Source organism: Mesorhizobium sp. PL10 (genome assembly GCF_053714315.1).
This window is the reverse complement of the sequence record NZ_JBSKBR010000004.1, coordinates 279,670-299,573: the sequence shown is the minus strand read 5'-3', so window position 1 is coordinate 299,573 and position 19,904 is coordinate 279,670. Positions and strand designations below refer to the sequence as shown.

Annotated in this window: 17 protein-coding genes and 3 pseudogenes; 7 read left to right on the top strand and 13 right to left on the bottom strand. The window is 59.7% G+C overall.

Translation table 11 applies throughout. The features are described 5' to 3' along the window. Window positions 1-9 precede the first annotated feature (9 nt). Genes ACWGTO_RS09760 through ACWGTO_RS09745 form a run of 4 tightly spaced genes read left to right on the top strand, consistent with a single transcriptional unit; the run spans window position 10 to window position 2,048 of the window. Complete coding sequence (locus ACWGTO_RS09760) at window positions 10-255, top strand: DUF982 domain-containing protein (RefSeq protein ID WP_454574642.1); 246 nt, start codon at window positions 10-12, stop codon at window positions 253-255. Between the two features lie 13 nt (window positions 256-268). Further along, window positions 269-832, top strand: coding sequence for an SH3 domain-containing protein (locus ACWGTO_RS09755; RefSeq protein WP_454574641.1), 564 nt, complete (start codon window positions 269-271; stop codon window positions 830-832). Window positions 833-846: 14 nt separating this feature from the next. Continuing rightward, a complete protein-coding gene (locus tag ACWGTO_RS09750; RefSeq protein ID WP_454574640.1) occupies window positions 847-1,305 on the top strand; it encodes a hypothetical protein in 459 nt (152 codons plus the stop codon). Next, window positions 1,203-2,048: an FAD-dependent monooxygenase gene (locus ACWGTO_RS09745; RefSeq protein ID WP_454574684.1), complete on the top strand. Its 846-nt coding sequence runs from the start codon at window positions 1,203-1,205 to the stop codon at window positions 2,046-2,048. The genes ACWGTO_RS09750 and ACWGTO_RS09745 overlap by 103 nt, the downstream gene beginning before the upstream one ends. 85 nt (window positions 2,049-2,133) lie before the next feature. Here ACWGTO_RS09745 and ACWGTO_RS09740 read toward each other — a convergent pair whose 3' ends face one another. After that, a complete protein-coding gene (locus ACWGTO_RS09740; RefSeq protein ID WP_454574639.1) occupies window positions 2,134-2,523 on the bottom strand; it encodes an MAPEG family protein in 390 nt (129 codons plus the stop codon). A gap of 1,310 nt (window positions 2,524-3,833) precedes the next feature. On the opposite strand from ACWGTO_RS09740, the gene ACWGTO_RS09735 reads away from it, so the two are divergent. Then, on the top strand, window positions 3,834-5,189 hold the full coding sequence (locus tag ACWGTO_RS09735) for a chloride channel protein (RefSeq protein WP_454574638.1): 1,356 nt from the start codon (window positions 3,834-3,836) through the stop codon (window positions 5,187-5,189). Between the two features lie 149 nt (window positions 5,190-5,338). On the opposite strand, the gene ACWGTO_RS09730 is transcribed toward ACWGTO_RS09735, so the two are convergent. Further along, window positions 5,339-6,090, bottom strand: a protein-coding gene (locus ACWGTO_RS09730; RefSeq protein ID WP_454574683.1) for an IS5 family transposase whose coding sequence is annotated in 2 segments (ribosomal slippage) — window positions 5,339-5,785 and window positions 5,788-6,090 — 750 coding nt in all. Because the reading frame shifts where the segments join, the coding sequence is not laid out codon by codon here. A gap of 225 nt (window positions 6,091-6,315) precedes the next feature. Here ACWGTO_RS09730 and ACWGTO_RS09725 point away from each other — a divergent pair. Continuing rightward, a complete protein-coding gene (locus ACWGTO_RS09725) occupies window positions 6,316-7,209 on the top strand; it encodes an ankyrin repeat domain-containing protein (RefSeq protein WP_454574637.1) in 894 nt (297 codons plus the stop codon). A 190-nt stretch (window positions 7,210-7,399) separates the two neighbouring features. Here ACWGTO_RS09725 and ACWGTO_RS09720 read toward each other — a convergent pair whose 3' ends face one another. The 7 genes and pseudogenes from ACWGTO_RS09720 to ACWGTO_RS09690 all read right to left on the bottom strand — a co-directional run bounded on the left by ACWGTO_RS09720 (window position 7,400) and on the right by ACWGTO_RS09690 (window position 12,545). Continuing rightward, entirely contained in the window at window positions 7,400-8,035 is a 636-nt protein-coding gene (locus tag ACWGTO_RS09720; protein ID WP_454574636.1) for a DUF4336 domain-containing protein, read from the bottom strand. Between the two features lie 186 nt (window positions 8,036-8,221). Further along, window positions 8,222-8,395 carry a hypothetical protein gene (locus ACWGTO_RS09715; protein ID WP_454574635.1) on the bottom strand — a complete coding sequence of 58 codons (174 nt, stop codon included), beginning with the start codon at window positions 8,393-8,395 and terminating at the stop codon, window positions 8,222-8,224. A gap of 79 nt (window positions 8,396-8,474) precedes the next feature. Then, window positions 8,475-8,747, bottom strand: a complete 273-nt coding sequence (locus ACWGTO_RS09710; protein WP_454574634.1) for a hypothetical protein — start codon at window positions 8,745-8,747, stop codon at window positions 8,475-8,477. 564 nt (window positions 8,748-9,311) lie between these two features. Beyond that, window positions 9,312-10,097 (bottom strand): anti-sigma factor family protein, encoded by a 786-nt coding sequence (locus ACWGTO_RS09705; RefSeq protein ID WP_454574633.1) that lies wholly within the window; start codon window positions 10,095-10,097, stop codon window positions 9,312-9,314. Continuing rightward, complete coding sequence (locus tag ACWGTO_RS09700) at window positions 10,084-10,629, bottom strand: sigma-70 family RNA polymerase sigma factor (protein WP_454574632.1); 546 nt, start codon at window positions 10,627-10,629, stop codon at window positions 10,084-10,086. The genes ACWGTO_RS09705 and ACWGTO_RS09700 overlap by 14 nt, the downstream gene beginning before the upstream one ends. Window positions 10,630-11,019: 390 nt before the next feature. Next, window positions 11,020-11,367: pseudogene (locus ACWGTO_RS09695) on the bottom strand (tetratricopeptide repeat protein); the annotation flags it as partial. A 185-nt stretch (window positions 11,368-11,552) separates the two neighbouring features. After that, window positions 11,553-12,545, bottom strand: a complete 993-nt coding sequence (locus ACWGTO_RS09690; RefSeq protein ID WP_454574631.1) for an NAD(P)H-dependent flavin oxidoreductase — start codon at window positions 12,543-12,545, stop codon at window positions 11,553-11,555. Window positions 12,546-12,662: 117 nt separating this feature from the next. Between ACWGTO_RS09690 and ACWGTO_RS09685 the strand changes: the two are divergent. After that, window positions 12,663-13,410, top strand: a pseudogene (locus ACWGTO_RS09685) (IS5 family transposase). Between the two features lie 151 nt (window positions 13,411-13,561). Here ACWGTO_RS09685 and ACWGTO_RS09680 read toward each other — a convergent pair. The 4 genes and pseudogenes from ACWGTO_RS09680 to ACWGTO_RS09665 all read right to left on the bottom strand — a co-directional run bounded on the left by ACWGTO_RS09680 (window position 13,562) and on the right by ACWGTO_RS09665 (window position 19,903). Then, a pseudogene (locus ACWGTO_RS09680) lies at window positions 13,562-15,437 on the bottom strand (adenylate/guanylate cyclase domain-containing protein). 405 nt (window positions 15,438-15,842) lie between these two features. Continuing rightward, complete coding sequence (locus ACWGTO_RS09675; RefSeq protein ID WP_454574630.1) at window positions 15,843-16,949, bottom strand: GNAT family N-acetyltransferase; 1,107 nt, start codon at window positions 16,947-16,949, stop codon at window positions 15,843-15,845. A 40-nt stretch (window positions 16,950-16,989) separates the two neighbouring features. Next, a complete protein-coding gene (locus tag ACWGTO_RS09670; RefSeq protein WP_454574629.1) occupies window positions 16,990-18,657 on the bottom strand; it encodes a c-type cytochrome in 1,668 nt (555 codons plus the stop codon). A gap of 247 nt (window positions 18,658-18,904) precedes the next feature. Continuing rightward, complete coding sequence (locus ACWGTO_RS09665; RefSeq protein ID WP_454574628.1) at window positions 18,905-19,903, bottom strand: hypothetical protein; 999 nt, start codon at window positions 19,901-19,903, stop codon at window positions 18,905-18,907. Between the last annotated feature and the right edge of the window lies 1 nt (window position 19,904).

Genomic DNA, 19,904 nt, shown 5'->3' with positions numbered 1-19,904 from the left:
GGCATAGCGATGTATGAAGCGTGGTTTTCGAGGCCGGTGCCGGTGGTCACCGGCATATTTGGCGAGATCAGCAACCTTTCCAACGCCAATCAAGCAATCGACGTACTTACCAAGCACTGGCGCAACGCGAGAAGCCCAAAGCATCTGGCGGCTCTTAGAGCCTGTCGCCAAGCTATGAACGGTGGTATCGGGGCTGACGTCGCCAGGGACGCCTTAGTCGACGCGGCCCGAGAGGCGCACATGCTTGTCGAGTAGATAGCCCGCTGTCATGTTAGAGCGTTGGGCGCCGTTCGGCACCTTAGCGGTTCCACGGCAGATTAAGGGTCGGGGGTGGCTCGGCCTCATCCATGCTGCTCTGGTTGTTGCTTTAGTCGCAGCACCCGCCAGGCCCACAGATGTCAGGGCAGAAGCTGGGCCCCTTCCTCTGCCTCGCTTTGCCTCGCTGAAAGCTCCATCCGCCAATCTGCGCGTCGGACCGGGCATCGGCTACAATATCGAATGGGTCTTCAAACGACGTGGCATCCCCTTGGAGATCTATCAGGAGTACGGCAATTGGCGCCGGGTGAGAGATTGGGACGGAAGCACCGGCTGGATTTATCATTCGCTCCTGTCGGGGCGAAGAACGGGCATCATCGCCCCCTGGTCAAGGGATCACCTTGCCTTGTACGCGAAGCCGGCAGCGGACAGCCCCATCGCTGCCTGGCTCGAGCCGCGCGTTGAAGTCAAGCTGACCCGGTGTGACGGACGGTGGTGCGCGGTGGCGTCCGGTCCCACAACGGGTTTCATGAAACAAGTCGGGCTGTGGGGCGTCTACCCCGGTGAAGTCCTCTAGGCTGGTGGCTCTGAATGGCCGACCGAACAGTTTTGATTTCCGGCGGGGGGATTGCGGGGCCGGCACTCGCCTTTTGGCTTGCAGCCACCGGCTACCGGCCGACCCTGGTCGAACAGGCGCCTCAATTGCGCACCGGGGGCTACGTCATTGATTTTTGGGGTCTCGGCTATTGGATCGCCGAGAGAATGGGCCTGGAGGCAGATATCAATCGCGTAGGGTATCATGTGCGCGAAATGCGCATCGTGAACGATCGCGGCAAACGTGTCGCAGGCTTCGGCACAGATGTCTTCAGTGAGTTGACAAACAGCCGCTATGTGACGCTCGCACGCAGCGACCTCTCGCGACTGCTCTTCGAAAAGGCCAAGGATACATCCGAAGTCATTTTCGGCATGAGGTCGTCGGGCTTGAAGACAAGTCAGACGGCGTGCGCGTTCGATTTAAACATGGAGACGAACGCAAATTTGATTTGGTGATAGGCGCGGATGGCTTGCATTCGGCCGTTCGGCGGCTCGCGTTTGGGCCACGACGAGAGTTCGAGAAGAAGCTCGGCTATGCAGTCGCGGCGTTCGAAGTGGAGGACTACCGGCCACGCGACGAGGACGTCTATTTGATGTGCGGGCTGGAGGGCCGAATGGTCGGCCGTTTTACGCTTCACCACAACCGCACGCTTTTTCTGTTCGTTTTCACCGTTGACGATAGTCCTCTACCAACGGCGTTGGATCTGCAAAAGGAAATACTGCGCAAGCGGTACGCCGATGGCGGATGGGAATGCCCTCGCATCCTGCAGGAGTTGGGTCGCACCGACGAGCTCTATTTCGACAGCGTCAGCCAGATCAGGATGAACAGCTGGTCACAAGGTCGCGTGGCCCTTACCGGCGATGCCGCGTTTTGCGTTTCCCTGCTGGCGGGACAGGGTTCAGCCTTGGCGATGATTTCCGCCTACGTGCTGGCAGGCGAACTCCTGGAAGCCGACGGACGGCATCAGGAGGGCTTCCTCAAGTACGAGGCGTTCTTGCGGGAGTACATCCAGAAAAAGCAGCACGGTGCCAAGCGATTTGCCGCCGCCTTGGCGCCCAGGACGCAGCTCGGTCTGCTGACCCGCAACTTGGTGACAAAAGCATTCGCCGTGCCCGGGCTGGCGCGCCTAGTGATCGGGAGGGAAATTGCCGACGAAATACAGCTACCCGACTATCGGTGGCCATTCCTTAAGAACTGACGATCACGAGGCACAACGCAACGTCTCAGGATCTGCCGAACCCCCTGCCTCCACTCGCGACATCAATCCGATCTCGTGGCCCCAATCAAACGAACACGTCTGCCACAATGACAACGATGCCGAGCCATGCCGAGACCCAACATATCGGTCGCACGCCCGGAGGAGCGAAGGCGTATGCGGGGCCGTAAACAAGCCGAGCGAGGACAAACAGCCAGGCTCCAACGGCCGAGAGAGACCCAGCCGCATTAGCTGCGTGCACGAGGAACAGCGCGGCGACGAACTGCGGAAAAATCTCAAGCAGGTTGTGATGGGCTCGGACGAAGCGGCCACTAATTCCTGTTACTTTGAGCTGTTCGTCCCGCGGTCCCGCGACCCAAGCTCCTCCAAGCTGACGCAGCGTTAGAACGCTTGCGATGGTGAGCTGAATACTCGCCAGCAACAAGGCCGCAAGCAAGGCCCAGAGGTCATCCGTCATCACTTGTCGTATCCGCTTCACAAGGCCGTCCGGCTGTTGGGCCACGCGCTCTCATCGTTGAGGGAAACGCCTTCCCTTCGCGCGGGACTATACGTCGTCCGATCTGTAAATCAGCCCCGGCTCGACGATCCATTCACCAGGAGCGAGCGATTGAACATTGTAACGCCCGTCAGGCAGTCGTGCCGCAAGCCCAACGTAACGGTAGCAAGTGCCTGCTGAATCTTGGACTATGGCGAAGATTGGCCGCTCGGCAAGATAGCCCGCAATCGCACTCCCGACGCCAGATAGCGGGGCGGCCGGGCCGGCGATCCTGAGAATATAATATTCGATCGGGATGCTTCTCGCGCCTAAATGCATCAACTCATTCCTCGTGAAAGGAACGCTGTGGTGCAATATGCTCTCACGGCTTCAATAAATCCAATAAAATGACCTGCTGGCGATGGCTGTTGTCGCCATGCTCGCTTCCTCAAGGCATATGGAGCCAGCAGGTTGGGGACATTACCCCTCCAGTGCCGACCGGGCTATCACTTTTTCGGGTGCCTTCTGAGATGACCCCTACCGGCCACATTTAAGGCATAGGCCCCATTTGTCGCCCGTGCCGAACAGAGGCAAGCGGACGCTTGGAAGCGGCTATCAGGCTTTCGCCCCGGCACAGCGAGGCAAGCATGTCACCAGACGGTATGGCTGATTCCGTCGAACTCGCCATTTTGACAAAAGCATTGGACGACTTTTGCGCCGCGCACCACCGAAAGCAGAGTTTCTTCAGACTTTCGCGTCGCCGCGCCGCCATGGCCGAGTAATCGAACGGGGCGCCATCACAGCTTATTACGAATAGGCACAATTCGTGAGCCCCGTTGGTCAGGGCTAGAATCGCCCCACTCGTGCCACAAAGCAGGCAGTCTCTCCTCTTGCGCAAGGTCGCCAAGGCTTTGCAAGACAACAATAATTTGTCATCTGCGAGCGGGAGGTATCCATGTTTCCTGCGGGTATTCGTGCGCCCAAACCCAGCCACCTATATCGCCACAGCTGCCTGAGATCACCTTAAAGGATTTGCGCCTGGGCAAGCATCTTCTCGACCTTCGGTTCTGGCGCAGTGGCGCTGCCACGCATTGGGAAGTGTGCGAAGGAGATGCTTCCCTGGTGGAATCGTACAATTGCGCGACAGGCCCGAACTTATTTGACGTCTGCCGTGGCACCTAATGCATTGGCGCAACCGTGCAGCAGTCATCCGAGCAGCGCTTGGCCTGCTACCATGGGTTTGATCGACTGTGCCGATGTGTTACGCCGGGCCTAGCAGAACGGGGTCGGACATGGCAGGCGTATCGCGAAAACATCCGATGCTGCGTCGCTCGCAGGCGATGTGGATTTCGCGGCGCGTTTGGCAGCCGCGCCTGGTCTTCTGGGCGGGTGCTATCTCGATCGGCCTGATCAGCGTGCTGTTCGCAATTCTGGCTGACCAGGCGCAGGCGCTGTTCCACGCCGTCATCGGCACCGCCGGCGGCTGGCGTTTCTATCTCCCGCTGGTGATAACACCGCTGGGCTTCGTTCTGTGCGCTTGGCTGGCCCATTCCTTCTTTCCGGGCTCGCAGGGGAGCGGCATCCCACAAGCGATTGCCGCGCGCCACCTGCGCGACGACGAAGATCGGGACCACATCCTTTCGTTACGGCTCGCGATGGGAAAGATTGCGCTCACCGTCGTCGGCCTGTTCTGCGGCGCCTCGATCGGCCGCGAGGGGCCAACGGTCCAGGTCGGCGCCTCGCTGATGCTGCAGGCAGCGCGCTGGGGCGGCATGGTGCAAGCGCGGGGCCTCATTCTGGCAGGTTCGGCAGCTGGCATCGCGGCTGCCTTTAACACGCCGCTTGCAGGCATCGTCTTTGCCATCGAGGAAATGGGCCGCACCTATGAATCGCGGACCAATGGGCTGGTGCTCACGGCGGTCATCCTGGCGGGCCTCGCCTCGCTCGGGCTGCTCGGCAACTACACCTATTTCGGCATTGCCAGGGACACCGTCGCCTTCGCCAGCGACTGGCCGCTGGTGCTGGCATGCGGCGTCATCGGCGGCGGTGTCGGCGCGCTGTTTTCGTTGCTCGCCTTGAAGGCTATGCGCCGCATTCGCCGCTGGAATGCGTTGCAGCCGCTCTGGCGCACATTGATAGTGGCAGGAATCTGCGGACTGGCGGTGGCTGTGATCGGGTTTGCCTCGGGCGGCCTGACCTTCGGGACGGGCTACACCCAGGCGCGCGGCGCGATCGAAGGCACGCCGCTGCCGGCGTTCTTCTTCGTGGGGAAGTTTGCGGCCGGCCTGCTGTCGATGGTGTCGGGCATCCCAGGGGGTATCTTCGCACCGTCGCTGGCGGTGGGCGCCGGCTTGGGAAGCACACTCGGCCTGATCCTCGGTACGAGCACCAGCCTAGCCGCGCTGCTCGGTATGGCCGGCTATTTCGCCGGCGTCGTGCAGGCGCCGATGACGGCCTTCGTTATCATCCTCGAGATGACGGGCAACCACGACAACGTCATTGCGCTGATGTGCGCGGCGATGCTGGGCTACGGGACGGCCCGGTTGATTTCGCATGAGCCACTCTATCATGCGATGTCCCGGGTGTTCATTGCCGAGGCAATCAGGAGGCGGCGGGCGGTATCGGGAGAGTTCCTCAAGGCTGTTTAGGGGCTTCAGAGCCGCCCGCCCCAATCGGGAGGCTCGAAAAGCCACACGGACAAGATGATGGCAACAGCCGCCAGCAACGCGATCAAGAGTGGGATTTTCAGCGTTTTGTTCATGGCTGGAGCCCAGTCTAGACACTCCAATTAGAGAGACTAGGGCGTGGACTCATAAACCCGAAGCCAGAGCCGGATGGCCGCGAGCTTAACGAAGGCGAGGAAGTTGGCGGCGTGTTTCTCATAGCGCGTCGCGATGCGCCGACAGTGCTTGATCCGGTTGAAGAACCGTTCGACCTGATTTCGATGGCGATAGAGGTGCGGGCTGAAGCAGATTGGACCACGCCGGTTCCGACGGGGCGGGATGTTCGCCCACCCTCCACGTGAACTCACGAACGTTCGTATCCCGGTCGCGTCGTAAGCCTTGTCGGCGAGAACCATCCCGCCGCGCGGTAAGCCCTTAAGCAGAGCGCGTGCGACCAGGCTATCATGCCGCTGACCGCCGGTGATTGAGACGTGGAGCGGTAGGCCATTCGCGTCGACTACGGCGTGGATTTTGGTCGTCAGCCCTCCGCGGGAGTGTCCAAGGTCTTCGCCGGAGCCATTTTGGATGCATGTCGCGCCCGGACTATTGTGCTGTCGATCATCTGAATCTCGGCATCGTCTCGATGCGAGATGGCAGCCAGGATACGATCCCAAACACCCGCGCAGCGCCAACGCACAAAGCGATTGTAACAGGTGGTATATGGTCCATAGCACTTGGGCAGATCACGCCATGGCGCTCCAGACCGCAAGACCCAGAAGATGCCATTCAGGACGCGCCTGTCATCCACGCGGGGGACCCCTCGCGGCTTGCAAGGAAGGATCGGGGCAATCAATAGCCATTCGGCGTCGGTAAAGGCGTATCGCATGTTCAGATTCCTTTTCGGAGCTTGAATCACGCCGGCAAGCCCACATTCAAATATTGGCTCCGCCTCCAGATATGGGTATTCGATCGTCAAGGTGGGTCGACCGAGTATGGTCGGCGGTTCCTGAAAACCTTCCTTCTTTCAAGGACTATCAAACTCAGGCATTCGCCTATACGCTTGCAGTCTTGAAAGCGTGACGCTTACTGTGGCTTGCCTTGGGAGATGCCAATGCGCGTGTCCTTGCTTTTCATTCCACTGCTGCTCTTGCACATTCCGATTGTATCGCATGCCGCCGCCATCCACGACGCCGCCATGGAGGGCAATGTCGCGGCTATCACGGCAGCGCTCGATGCGGGCGCTGATGTAAATGAGAGTGATGGAAGCGCAACGCCACTCTATTTTGCGATCTTTATGGGCCACATCCAAGCAGCAAAACTGCTCGTAGAACGTGGTGCGGACGTCAACGCTCAGACGGCTCTTGGTTCCCCGCTGATGGCGGCTATGGGGATAGACAAGATCGATCTGTTAAATCTATTGCTGGATGCGGGCGCAGATCCAAATGCCGACGGCAGCAGCCAACCCGCCCTTCATGCCGCCGTCAATCTCGGTTGTCTCGACTGCGTGAAGGTACTGGTTGAGGCCGGCGCGGACGTAAATGCGAGGGCAGAGGACGGCAAGACACCGCTCCATATGGCAAAAAAATCGGAACAACTCGAAGTTGCTGACTATCTCATGTCGCACGGCGTCGTCTTGCCAACTCCAGCCCCGATCTCGATGAAGTTGGCCTCTGCCGATGTGGACAAAGGCCGAACCTCCTTCGTCGTCCGCAGGTGCGACCATTGCCACGGTGCCGAGCCACAGGGAAGGAACCGAACGATACCGAATTTGTGGAGCGTCGTTGGCCGCGACAAAGCATCTCTTGCAACTATACGTTACTCTGACACCCTGCTGGGCTGGGAGGGTGTGTGGACGCTCGAGGACCTGAACAAATTTTTGCTTGAGCCCATGGCCACTACGCCGGGCACTTACATGGAGACGCCTGGCGTTCGGGACGAGACCGAACGGGTCGACCTGATCGCGTACTTGCGCATGCTCAGTGACAAACCGAACCCGCTGCCCTGAATCGATGGGTTCTCAAGCCTGCGTCGGCTAGTTTGCTCAATAGCCACTTTTGGTGGTCCCAAGGGGCGATTGAGCAAAGGGCATGGGCAACTGATGAAACGTGCTAGCCGCTTACCGTTCATCGGCTGGTCGTCGTTTATGAGTACACGCCCTAATCAAAAGGGCGGTAAGTTTTTGAGCAGACGGGTGCTCACAACGCCCAACGAAATGCCCGCTGCAGCTCAGAAAGACCGTCTTTCTCATACCATCGTCCATGCGAGACGATGACGCGTTCCGGATCCCAGTCGAGCATCTGGCGAACGGCCATGCTTAGCGCTGAGCGGCGTCTAAAGAAGCTCATTCGCATATCGATAGGAGCCTTGCCGTCAGGATCCGCAGCGCCTGCGAGCTTCACGAGAAGCCTGAAAAGCCAGCTATGAATCCGACTTGGTTCAAAGTTCTCGATCAGGTCAGTGAGGATTAATGTTCGGGTGCTGCGGTGAAACAGTACAGCCTCCGTCAGCATATCACCGCGCACCACCAACAGGTCTACGTCGTCAGGCCAGGGCGAATGACGACCCACCAGCAGCGTATCAACATCGATATGACGCTTCGTCCGACGCGTGAGCCCTCGGACAGCCAGAACCTTTGCAGCGGGAACGGCGGCTGTCCAGTCGGGCACCCACCAATAGTGCAGCGAATTCGGCGCAACCAGATAACGAATTGGTCCCAATATCTCGAGGCCGACCGAAGCGCGGCGGAATACGCCACCGGTGAATGGAGGACCAATTCCCCACTTCGCAGCCGAAAGATCGTCATGCGCGTTGAGAAAGGGAATTTCAGCCAACCCAAACCGAACCTGATTTCAGATCCGTCGACGATCCATAGATCTGCGGCCACCGGCTTTAGAACGTTGATTGGCTCGTACAAGTCCAAGGCGGACCTACCGTTTGCATGTCTGTGAAGCATTGGCCTGGCTCAGCGCTAGTTGAAGAATCTACCCAGGGACGTCCGAACGCACAGGCGCCAGAGATTAATATGGTGCATTGTCGTCGGCCGAAAAGCGGGCACTTTCGTGCGTGACCAGCCATTCGCGAATTGCGAGGCGAATGACCTCCAACCGGGTCAGGTTCATCTCAGCGGCGACAGCTGCGATGGCCATTTCAGTACCGGCATCCAAAGTCATGGTTTTGGACATGCGCAGCATCGCCGCCGCTTCGAGATCGGCGAGCCGTTGGTTCTCGCTTGAATCCGTATTCCCTGCAGCCAAAGTACTTCTCGCGACTTCAGTTGGGGTTGTGGCCGACCTCGGCCGTGTCGTAGTCCCTCAGCGCGACGATCCAGTTGTCCCTTATCGTCACCAACACGAGGCGCGAACCCTGCGGGTAGTATCTAGGCAGGCCAGCCGCTTGGTCGGCAAGGACAGTCCCATCCAGTCCGCAAAGCTCACCGCCAAGCAGCCAGTTTTGGTTCTCTCGGCCGCCGAGGACTGCAATATATTCTCCGTCGCCGGGATAACCGATCAGGCCTATTTCTTCATACTCTTCCAATCTGCGCATTGTGATCGCCTGAATTTCAAGGCTGAGACATTGGGGCTGAGTCTGTGGTGGATGAAACGGCCCGACATCACCCCAGCCTGATGCCGGGCCGTTAGGAAGTGCCCGCGCGGCCGCACTTCCTTGAAACCTAGCCGTGATCACCGGAGCGGTCGGCTCGGTGCAGCGTTTCGTTTGCGCAGGCGACCAGAGGAATCGTGGAACCCGCCTGCCTAGCTTGCGACAACCACACAGCACGGTTGTCCTGCGAGAGCCCCCTCATTGCCAAGCGCGCCGCGGAAGTGATCTCAAACGCCCCGCAAGATGCACATTGGAATTCGACCTTGCGAAGGGAAACCTCGGCTTCCAAGGCCGCTCCGGTGCAGATCGGGCAAGCGGACGGAAAGTACCGCCTTTCGAACGACAGGACGTTCATGGTGCGAGGCTCCCCCCTATTGGCGAGCGGCATCGGTCAATCGACCAGAGGAAGGCCAACTAGTGCCGCTTCGACGAGACGCGAATGATTCCGAGTTCCACTGGTGACAGAGTGAGTGCATTCGGTTCCCTTCTGATGGCATTGCCGACTGGCTAACCTCTTGTCTTTGGCGCAACGTTTCTGCGGGTGGCGACTTCGATTTGCTTTGCTTCGACTTCGAGCCGGTCGGGCGCGGCGGAGCCCATCAAGGCGTAAGCCGTGCCCCCCGATTGCCAGTAGACCGTCGGCACCCGACCGTCAGTGGCGGAGGTTGGAGGAACGGCATCCTCGCCGTTCATTGGAGCCGCGACGAGCGTGATCCGGCCGACGCTGGGCGTGTCGGCTGTCACTACAAGACTCTGCTTTCCGTTCCAGGGCTGCACCTGGACGTCCTTCACCACCCACACCGACGGCAAGGTCGGCATGCTGACGTTGACTGCACCGACCAGCCGTTCAATTTTGTCCTGTTTCGGCTCGTTATCCCTGTCCGGACCTGCATTGAGCTGCGCAACTTTCAAGGCGTCTCTCGCGGCCAGGATGAAGGTTTCATCAGCCGTCTTGCCGCCCTGGCGAAGCGGTACGGTCAGTGAATTTGCTGACCACCCCACTGCAATGAGAGCGACAGCGGCGACCTGCAATTTTAAGACAGCTACCAGCTTCTTTCGGCGGAACACCCGCTCCAACTGTCTTGCCTTTTCCAGACTCGCGCGCGGCGGAAACGTTCGCTGCGGTTGAGCATTGCGCAAAGCCTCCATGCGCTGCGCATGCGCAAACACCTCGGCCGCCCGTTCCGGCTCCTGCGCAAGCCGCGCTTGCAGGTCGGATCGCTGCGAAGGCGAGAGTTCGCCGTCGAGGAACCGGTTGATCTCTTCGTCTGAAATCCGGCTATTCGGCCACATCACGGCCTCCCACAACTTTCAACGAACCCGATGCCTGGTCCCTTGCATGTTCTACGCTGCGCTTCAGCGCGGCGCGCGCTCGGCTCAAGCGCGACATGACTGTCCCAGCGGGCACTCCCAGCAACTCGGCGGCTTCCGAATAGGTGAAACCCAAAACGCCAACCAGATGAAGAACTTCCGCCTGTTCCGCCGGCATGCCAGAGAGCGCCTTTTCAACGTCGGCCAGTTCGGCACAATGCTCCTGCGTGGGCGGCGACGTTCTATCGGACAGGTCAGCGTAAGAGGCAAGGCGCTGACGGTCGGCCGCCATGCGGCTTGCGCTGGACAAAAAAGTATTCCGAACGATAGCGATCAGCCAGGGTAACAGCGGACGCGAAGTATCGTAGGACTTGGCCAATGACAACGCGCGGACGAGCGCTTCCTGGACCAGATCGTCGGCATCCGAGTCATCACGCGTAAGCACCCGCGCATAACGCCATAAATCTTCCAGATAAGGTGTGACGTCGAAGTTCGCGCTCATGCCATTCTGCATAGCCTCCGCCCGAGACCGGCCCAGCGGTCAGGGACGCAACCGCTGGGCCAGATGGGAGCGCTTTCCTCCCGAAGTGCAGGCGCCGAATAGCCATGTGTCATCAATGCCTGCTTCGCTCCCCGGTTCCGACAGCGGCTTCTGGAGGCAACCCGCCACAGTCGAAGCTCACCCTCAACGCTGCATCTACCGATCTAGGCTGGAAACTATTCCATCGCGGTTGAAATTTCGTCGGCTGCGGACCTGCGTCGATAGTCGCAGTGGAGGTCAGGTTCACGGACAGCACGGCTCCAGTAAGGCGCTAGGCATTTCGACCTGTTGTAGAGCGAGTATGAGCCCTGCGTCGCTGAAATCCAATTTGAGCGTTGGCGGAGTCGCTCAGATTTATGCGAGCTATTCTGGTAAGCCAGCAGCCCGTAGCGCGCCGCCGAGAGCTTCCGCGAGCGCGGGTGCGCAATTTACGCCTGTGAACTGGCGACTGTAGCGGAAGCCAGGCTGGAGCTCGAGCACGCTAGCGGCAGCCGCCCTCGCTTCGTCCAATCGGCCAAGCCTGGCCAGCGCAGCGGCCAGTTGCACATAGGTGATACTATGGGCCGGATTGGCTTGGACGGACTTATAGGCGGCACGGCAGGCCTCTTCGTAACGGCCGCGCAGCAAATGGCTCATTGCTTGCGCGTCAAACGCGGCCCAGGCCCACGAATCGAACGGGCTCAGCCGCATGCCTTGCTCGCTCCATTCTATCACGCTAGGCATAGCGATAGCCGTGTAATCCAGCAGCGGACCTTGTGTGATCTTACCTTCGACGCTGCGCCAGCTTTCGAGCCGACTGAGCGCACAGATCAAATTCTTGCAGGCTGAGGCAGTCTAGGGTCCAGACCCATAAATTGGCGGATCGCGATACGGGGTTGCGTGCGGCCGACATAGCTTCAGAGGGATGAACCATTCCCAAGCCGGGCAAGGATTGCTCTTGCCTCTTCGCCTATCTCCCTGACGATCTCGGCGGCTGGCTGGGCGCGACGAACGAGGCTGACGCCTTGGCCCGACCATAGGGCAAGGGCATCGATATCGCCCTCGTCACCCGCTCCCGGCGTATGAGACTGATACGCGACCACATCACCGTACGGGGACCTGGCAAGCACCGCACCTTCACTGGGACGCCGGCCGGTCGGCGGTTGTCCAGCTGCTTCCCACGCTTCAACCGTTTTGTTGCGGAGGCTCCGGTGCGGAGCGTCAGGCCAGCCGACATCGAAAAGGGTACCGTATACTGTGTCCGTTTCCTTCGCGGCAAATAGCCGGTCGCGATAGCGAGGATGGATCGGAGCTTCGTTGCTGGCGAGAAAGCGCGTTCCGATCCAGGCTCCGGCAGCGCCGAGCGCCATCGCTGCGGCAAGGCCACGCCCATCGGCGATGCCTCCTGCAGCAAGAACAGGAACCGGAGCGACACGGTCGACGACCGCCGGGACGAGCGCCATCGTGGCGACCGTACCGTACACGTGACCCCCAGCCTCCCAACCTTGCGCGACAATTGCGTCAGCGCCGTCGTCAACCGCAATGCGCGCTTCGTCGGCACTCGACACAGTGTGAATTACCTTTGCGCCGCCACGATGCGCCGCCTCAGTCAGCGGGCCAGCCTGACCCCAGAAAAAGGAGATAACCGGGACACCTTCGGCAAGGCAGATCGCCAACCGCTCCTCCTGCGGCTGGCTCAGGAGATTGACGCCGAACGGGCGCTTGGTCAGCGCTTTTGTCGCCCGGATCTCGGCGCGCACCGCATCGGGTGGACTCCAGGCGAGAGCAAGCATGCCGAGACCGCCAGAATTGCTGACAGCAGCAGCCAATTGGGGAGAGGTCGCTCCGCCCATTGCCGCTTGAACGATCGGGGTGTCAATTCCTATGAGAGAAGAAAAGGCATTGAGCATGACGCGTTCCCCCTACACGGTTACTACTCTCAGTCAGTTTAACGCAAAAGGCCATCGAACAAAGGGGTTCCGCTGGCCGTGGATTCGTGATTCACGATCGCCAAAAGGTGACCAGCGATGAACCGCGAATTTTTCTGGCTGACGGAAGATCAGTTTGCTCGGCTTGTGACGTTGTTGCCGACCGGCACCCGAGGCAAGCCACGCGTCGATGATCGCCGCGTGATCAGTGGCATCATCCACGTCGTGAAGAGCGGAGGCCGCTGGGTTGATGCTCCGTCGATCTATGGGCCGCGGAAGACCCTCTACAACCGTTTTCAGCGCTGGTCGGCCAAAGGCGTGTGGAGCGCCATTTTCCATGCTCTCGCTAACGCGGGCGGGCCTCCGGCCGAGCTTCTCATCGACTCATCTGCGGTAAGAGCGCATCGCTGCGCTGCTGGCGGCAAAGGGGGGAGCAAAATCAGGCGATCGCCGATCGAGAGGCGGACGGACCACCAAAATCCACAGATGGATTCTGCCGGCCGGTCGCCTTTCTCCTGACCGGCGGCCAAGTAGCCGATCGCACTGCCGGCGCGATGCTGATCGAGCAGATGCCAGCGGCGCCGATCCTGCACGCCGACAAGGGCTACGACAGCAATGCCATCCGGGGGCAGGTTCGCGGGCGCGGCGCATTTGCCAATATTCCGCCCAAGGCGAACCGGAAATGGAAGAACTGCTTCTCGCCCTTCCTCTACAGGAACCGCAACGCATTGAGCGCATGTTCTGTCGCATCAAAGACTTCCGCCGCACCGAAACCCGCTATGATCGGCTCGCCCGGAACTTTCTCGCCGACGTCTGCATCGCCGCAACCGTCAGCTACTGGTTATGAGTCCCGGCCCTAGTTTCGAAGGCGCAACGCGAGTTGCTCGCCGGGTCCCTCTGGCCACGTCTGATGGGGCCGCGGCAGCCCACCATAAGCTTCGGGATGATGAGCTGAATAGTCGACCTTTGCTCTAGGAGGGCTACAACCGGACGCCGCGTTAACGGGCGAGTTTGAGCAACTTTTGATACAGTGGATGATTGCGGATCGGATCGAGATCTGAATCGTTTTTGACCCAGAGTTTCATATCGGTTCCAAATTGCTGAACGCAAATCTCCAGCAGTTCGATGGCCCGATCGATTTGGCCAAGTTGCGAATAGGTGCAGGCGGCATTTGTAGCGACAGAGGTTATCGTCCGGATCGATAGCCAAGGCACGCGCCAGCCATTCCTCTGCCCGATCACGCTCTCCGAGAAATGCCAGCGCGACGGCTCCCTGCTGCGCAGGCTTTGAATCTTCCGGATGTTGCCTAAGCGCCTCCTCTGCTCGTTGCACTCCCAGGCGCGCATACTTTGCTGCTTCCCCTAGACGTCCGAGGGACCGAAGGACACCAATTAGGAAAAGCGGCGCCTGATAGTCATCAGGCCGAATCTCCATTGCACGAAGGTAGTGCTCCGCAGCCTGCTCGAAATCGCCCTTTGTAACGAAAAATTCGGCGTACAGCTGATTGGCTTCGTAGCAATTGGGATCTAGAGCAAGGGCCTTTTCGAAAGCGGCAGCTGCCGCCTCGGGGTGGCTGTCGATCATCAAGGCGTATGCCCTTGCTGCAAATGCTTCCGCCAGATTGGGCTCGAGCGCCAAGGCCTTGCCGGTGGTTGCCAGAAGATCGTCGGTCGAAACCTTCACCCCATGCCTGGACTTGAGGCGCGAATCGCAGTTAGCCATACCCGCGTAAGCGCGCGCGAATTGCGGATCAAGGTCCGCCGCCCTCGCAAACATCCGCCGAGCCAATATCAGTGAGGATTTCGTCGTCGCATGAAGTAGCTGGCGGCCCCTTAGATAGTGCGTGTAGGCTTCGAGATTGTCGGTCGGCGCTTGCTCGATTGCCTTCTTCTCATCCGGCAAGAGCTTGACCTTGAGTTGGTCCACAATCGCCTTGGTGATCTCATCCTGGATAGCGAAAATATCGGTGAGTTCACGGTCGTAACGAGCAGCCCACACATGGCCGCTGGTGGCACCTTCGATCAATTGGGCATTGATCCTTACCCGATCCCCAGATCGGCGAACGCTACCCTCGACCACATAGGCGACGCCAAGCTCCTTCGCTGTCTTTTCCAGGTTCACCGCCTTGCCCTTGTAGGTAAAGACCGTATTGCGCCCGAGCACGAATAGCCCCGAAACGTTCGACAGGTCGGTTATGATGTCCTCGGTGATGCCGTCGCTGAAAAACTCCTGTTCGGGGTCATTGCTCATGTTTGCGAAGGGTAGAACCGCCACCGACGGCTTGTCGGAGCGCTCGCCTACGTGACCGTCCCCAACTTCTGCCGGAGCGACGCCGCTGTCGGGTGATCTCAGATTGATGAAGTAGACACGCACCGACTGGGCAATATTCTTGACGGTCTTCTCACCTTGATCGAGGAACTCAAGTTCCACCTTGTTGCCGACGTGATTGCGTACCGCCTCCGAACACGCAATGCCGCCTGGTCCAGCAAGGCCCTCGAGACGGGCGGCCATGTTCACGCCGTCGCCGTAGAAGTCCTCACCATCGACGATGATGTCGCCAACATTGATACCGATGCGGAACTTTATGTGCCGGTCCTCGGGAATTCCCGCGTTGCGCCCCGGCATGCCACGCTGGATTTGAACGGCACAACGCGCCGCGTTGAGAACGCTGCCGAACTCGACCAAAAAGCCGTCCCCCATCACCTTGAAGATGCGGCCGCCGTGCTTGGCTATGGTGGGATCGAAGAACTCACGACGATGCTGGCGCAGTGCATTCAGCGTGCGCTCCTCATTGGCCTCCATGAGACGGCTGTAGCCCACCACGTCCGCGGCCAAGATGGCCGCCAGACGTCGCTCAACCTGCTCCTCGGCCAATGCCTCGTCCCTCTCAATCGGCAACTATCCTATTCGATCCGGAAGCTAATGTGCAGCACCCATCGCCGAAGCAGGTCGGAAGGTCTGGATAGGGGCCGGAAGCGGTCTGACCGGTTCTTGTGAGAACGCGCGAGGATGCAGACATTTCAATCCGGTAGGTCCGAAGTCCCGAATTGACCCCGAGGCGGCCATTCACGAGCTGGCCGTTGAAAGTCCAGTTTTGCCGTCCAAATGCTGTCGTTGTCCGTAGTCTGGAGATGTCCTAGTACCTCATCCAGGTGGTGCGGACGGTTGGAAGAGTCGAACTTGACCTCTAGTGCGGCGAGGGCGCGTACGATTGCCGCCGTAGCTCGCCTGGATGCGCTCTTCACCTTCATCATTTATCATAGTTGGGTCGCCTGAGGGCTACAATGTCTTGCGGAAGAGGTGCAGGCGGTGCAGCGGTTGAGAATGCGATTTCGCCTTCTGGGCGAGGCTCGCCTTGTTGGAATCTCCGATCCAGGTGTTGCCAAGCCGCTCGTAGCCTGCAGCCTTCATTGCCAAGATGACTCGACGCAGCACCACCGGATTAACGCCCCTGCCTTGCAGTTCCGGCATCACGCCGGAGAAGATCAGCACAGCACGCTTGCAGGTAAAACGATGCACCAAAAAGTGCCATGGCGTCGTCAAACCGATCCTGGACCGCGTCTTGCGAAGAAATGGGTTAAGGTCTGGAATGCATATGATGCAAGCGGCTGGTTTTCCCTTGTAATTGAGCACTGCCGAAATGCGAGGGTCCATTACCCATTTCATGTCGCGCGATTGAAAGTGAAATTCTTCGCGGCTGACCGCTACGAACATCGGGTTGTTCGCGAATGACGCGTTGAGGATTTGGCGGGCGTCCTCCATGCGCTGCGGAACCTGCTTGCGCGTGAGCGGTGCGAACGCAAAGTCGGGATTGTCGAGAATAGCTTGCTGCTTCGGGCCAATGGCCGGCGCCTCCGCGGTCGTGAGATCAAGCTCAAAGGTGGTCATCGGAAACTCAGCTTGGTAGCCGTTCGATTCCAGCAGCCGTGCCATATGCGGCGGGCTATATATGAGATCGGTATAGGGAGCCCGATCAAAGGCGCCGGTCGTAACGCCAATCTGCTGCATTGCTGTCAGGTTGAAGTTGCCCATGATCTCCGAATGGCCGCGACGGCGGCCCCAGTCCTCCGCCGCGGCCAGCAGAAGCGCCGCTGCCTCTCCGTCATTGGCACAGTCGAAGTAGCCGAAATAGCAGCGGTTCCATCCATGCAATGCGTTTGACGTTGTATGCACATGAGCGGTGATGCGTCCCACCGTCTTGCCTTCGCGATGGGCGGTGAAATATGTAAGCTCATCGTCCGATTGGAACAGCGGGTTTTCGGTCGTGGACAGAAACCGCTTGAGGTCGCCTCGCATCGGCGACACGTACAGTGTGTCGGGCCCGTACGCTTCAAATGGGGCCGCGAAGAAAGATTCGAAGTCGCGCTCGCGCAGGGTCAGCGTCATAGTGTTCGTCTCCGTAGAAACCGACGGTCGGATGCGATGATCACAGCAGCTTAAGATATTCGAGTAGCGCGGCTTTATCAGCTTCCGTCAACGAATTGAGTTCGGCCTCGTGGCCGCCATTGCCTAGCCCGAAGGCCCTTGTGTCGACTTCGGCTGGGATCGACCACGGCGTGTAATCGGGCGGCGGGTCCCATCCACCTTTGCCGTCGTCGACGCCGGCGATGCCAACCTTGTCGAGATCAAGGCGGTGCCCGCCGACCGTGAAACGCACCGGGCGTTCGCCAGGATGCATGAAATGCCAAAGCGTCGGCACGCTGCCATTATGGAAGTATGGTGCGCTCGACCAGAGTCCGGTCAGAGGCGGCGCGGTGTAGGTGGAGACGGTACGCACGTTGATATAGTGTCCATAGAGCGAAGCGTTCACTACATCTGCGACGGTCTTGTCGAGCAGTCGATGCCGCTGTGGATCCGTGCCAACGTCACCTTCCCAGTTTGGGAACGAGACAATTTGAGGCCGTTCGAGGTTGGGTGAGTAGCTTCCGTGGCATGATGCGCATGTCTGCGCGTAAAGCGCTTGCCCACGCGGCAGCAGTGACCTATCGATGCGGCCAGGAAAGGGCTGCGGCGCGTAGGACTCCATCCAAGCGGTGATCTCGAAAGCGTGGCTGATTGATGTCTCGGCGACTTCCGGCGTGACACCCATGCTGGGTACCGTGAAATACGAGATGATCGCAGCCAGCCCACGCCTATGCTCTGGCGTGATGTCGGCGGACTGCATGCTTTGCATGTGATCAGGTCCGGGAATTGCATAGTTGCCGCTGTTGAGGAATTTTGATCGCCAGAGTCGCCCCCCGAGATCTGGTATCGAGTTGAAGACGCTTTCGGTCACCGGTTTGCCATCGGGGATAAGACCAAGGCGGCTCTTGAGGGAATCGAGGCCGTTCGTCGCGCCAGCAAGTGATGCGCGGTAAGGCAGCAAGCGCCCAATCGATGCCTCGCGCTCGGCAAAGGTCTTTCTCAGTTCTGGTATGATGAAATGGCGCAGTGTCGCTTTCTCGCGCCACCCAGTGTCGGGGTAAAGCCGCGCGACTGCCTCCATTAGCACGTCTGGCTGTTTTCCGAACTCACCAAACGCGTCATAAAGAGCGACGGTGTAGGCTTCGAGATTGATCGATCCGTTTGGTGAGCCTAGCCAGATGCGGCTAGTGTCCGGAATGCCACTCTCGTCATACATGACGCTGCTATGGCAAGCGGGGCAGCCGATATTGCCGATCGTCGCGCCGATGGGCAGGAAAGCGCGACCACCAAATCCTACGTTTTGGCCGATCGGCGTTTCAAAGCTGAGTGGTGGAAGATGGGAAGGCCAGTTTCCAATGGCTCTTGGCGTGTGGAAACCAAACTGCCGAAAAAGTGCAGCGAGGTCCACATCGGTCAGGCGGTCAAGGTTGCCGTCGACCGACTTTAAGGCCAACGCCGCAACAGACAATTTCCACGGTGACGCGGAAACGCGCAGCGTGTCTGACGTCAGCGCCGAGAAATCGCCCACCGCAAAATATGCGATGCCTCGGTCGGCCTCAGTCTTGAGCGAGGGCTCAAGGGCCAGATAGCGATCGGACGTCGCCGAGAACGAGGTGAACGCCGGCTGAACCAGCCAGCCAATGCAAAACAGCAAGGCAAGGGCCGCCAGGACAAAGAGCAGAAATCTCAAATGAATGGTAGTCTCCTCGCTTGTCTGTCAAGAACCAGAACATGATCACATTCGAATCTTAAATTTGTGCTTGAATTGAACCGCATCGACATTCTGATTTTTGAGGAAGACCTTGCCGACCGCGATAGATGTGGGAATCGGTAACACTGATCGGCGCCATAGAATTGCTGGGGCAGCAGAAACGTCGCAAACCAGATCTGTCGGTCCAAGCCGACTGGTAATATGCCCACGCGAGACGCCGGCCTGTTTATACGATGATCCCCTGTATCGGCAGCCGGGCCCGTTTCGGCACCGCTGCGGCGACCCCGACCCGCAGCGCGTTGATCAGCCGCCGCTCGGACGGGATGGCGAAATGCCGATCGCAGGTATCAGCACTTGGCGCATGATCGGCCACGGCCGCCATCGGCCAGGTCGCGAAGCCGAGCCGTGTCAGATTGAGCCAGAGCCGGTAGAAGGCACGGCCCGACTGCACAGGTGATTCCTCGCGCGGGCGGTGGAACAGCGCGATTGCCGCCGCCGACTGCGTCTTCGATTTTTCGCCCGTCAGCACCTTGCCCAACCCCAGCGCATCGATCGCTTCGAACAGGCCCGTTCCCAAAACCACACCTGCGCCGAATCCTTCCAGCGCGCTCATGCGCAGCGCGCCGAGATTGAGGCCGTCGGCGTCGTAGCGTGGATGCGAGCGCGCCAGCCGCATCCAGCCGACCAGCTCGCGGCGAAAGGCGCGGTCGCGTAGAAAAATCATGCCGGCATCGTCGGCCAGCGCCGCCAGCATGGCGATTTCTTCAGGCGTATGGGCTAGCGTCACATCTTCCGCCTCTCGCGCCCATGCCTGCAGCGCCTTTGCGGCATCCATCGCTGCCGGCTTGAAATGCGAACGCCAGGTGAAGCGGTTCGCGACATGGCCGCTCAGCGGCGAGGGTTGCGCCACACCACCTGGGACGACCCGCGCCGCCAGCCGGTAGCCGGGAAAGGCAACGGTGTCATTCACCGCCCAGAGATCCTCGACGGCCGCCACCCCGATGCCGACATCAGTGAGCGCCATCACCGTGCCTTCGACGGCGGTGCCGCAGGAAACGCCCATGTCGCGGCCGGAGGGATCGCCGACCGAAAGCCTCCGCGCCAATTCGGCCATGACCAGGATCGAACCGTCACTCGGTGCATGCCAGCGCGTCGGCTGCGTGTTGTGCACGGACGGTGCCAGATTGGCGCTGGCGACGACACGGGAAAGCAGGGCGTTGTCCATC

Bases quoted from the DNA above. Each gene is read 5' to 3' on its own strand.
- ACWGTO_RS09760 (WP_454574642.1), top strand. From the start codon at position 10: ATGTATGAAGCGTGGTTTTCGAGGCCGGTGCCGGTGGTCACCGGCATA.
- ACWGTO_RS09755 (WP_454574641.1), top strand. From the start codon at position 269: ATGTTAGAGCGTTGGGCGCCGTTCGGCACCTTAGCGGTTCCACGGCAG.
- ACWGTO_RS09750 (WP_454574640.1), top strand. From the start codon at position 847: ATGGCCGACCGAACAGTTTTGATTTCCGGCGGGGGGATTGCGGGGCCG.
- ACWGTO_RS09740 (WP_454574639.1), bottom strand. From the start codon at position 2,523: ATGACGGATGACCTCTGGGCCTTGCTTGCGGCCTTGTTGCTGGCGAGT.
- ACWGTO_RS09735 (WP_454574638.1), top strand. From the start codon at position 3,834: ATGGCAGGCGTATCGCGAAAACATCCGATGCTGCGTCGCTCGCAGGCG.
- ACWGTO_RS09725 (WP_454574637.1), top strand. From the start codon at position 6,316: ATGCGCGTGTCCTTGCTTTTCATTCCACTGCTGCTCTTGCACATTCCG.
- ACWGTO_RS09715 (WP_454574635.1), bottom strand. From the start codon at position 8,395: ATGCTGCGCATGTCCAAAACCATGACTTTGGATGCCGGTACTGAAATG.
- ACWGTO_RS09710 (WP_454574634.1), bottom strand. From the start codon at position 8,747: ATGCGCAGATTGGAAGAGTATGAAGAAATAGGCCTGATCGGTTATCCC.
- ACWGTO_RS09705 (WP_454574633.1), bottom strand. From the start codon at position 10,097: ATGTGGCCGAATAGCCGGATTTCAGACGAAGAGATCAACCGGTTCCTC.
- ACWGTO_RS09700 (WP_454574632.1), bottom strand. From the start codon at position 10,629: ATGCAGAATGGCATGAGCGCGAACTTCGACGTCACACCTTATCTGGAA.
- ACWGTO_RS09690 (WP_454574631.1), bottom strand. From the start codon at position 12,545: ATGCTCAATGCCTTTTCTTCTCTCATAGGAATTGACACCCCGATCGTT.
- ACWGTO_RS09675 (WP_454574630.1), bottom strand. From the start codon at position 16,949: ATGACGCTGACCCTGCGCGAGCGCGACTTCGAATCTTTCTTCGCGGCC.
- ACWGTO_RS09665 (WP_454574628.1), bottom strand. From the start codon at position 19,903: ATGGACAACGCCCTGCTTTCCCGTGTCGTCGCCAGCGCCAATCTGGCA.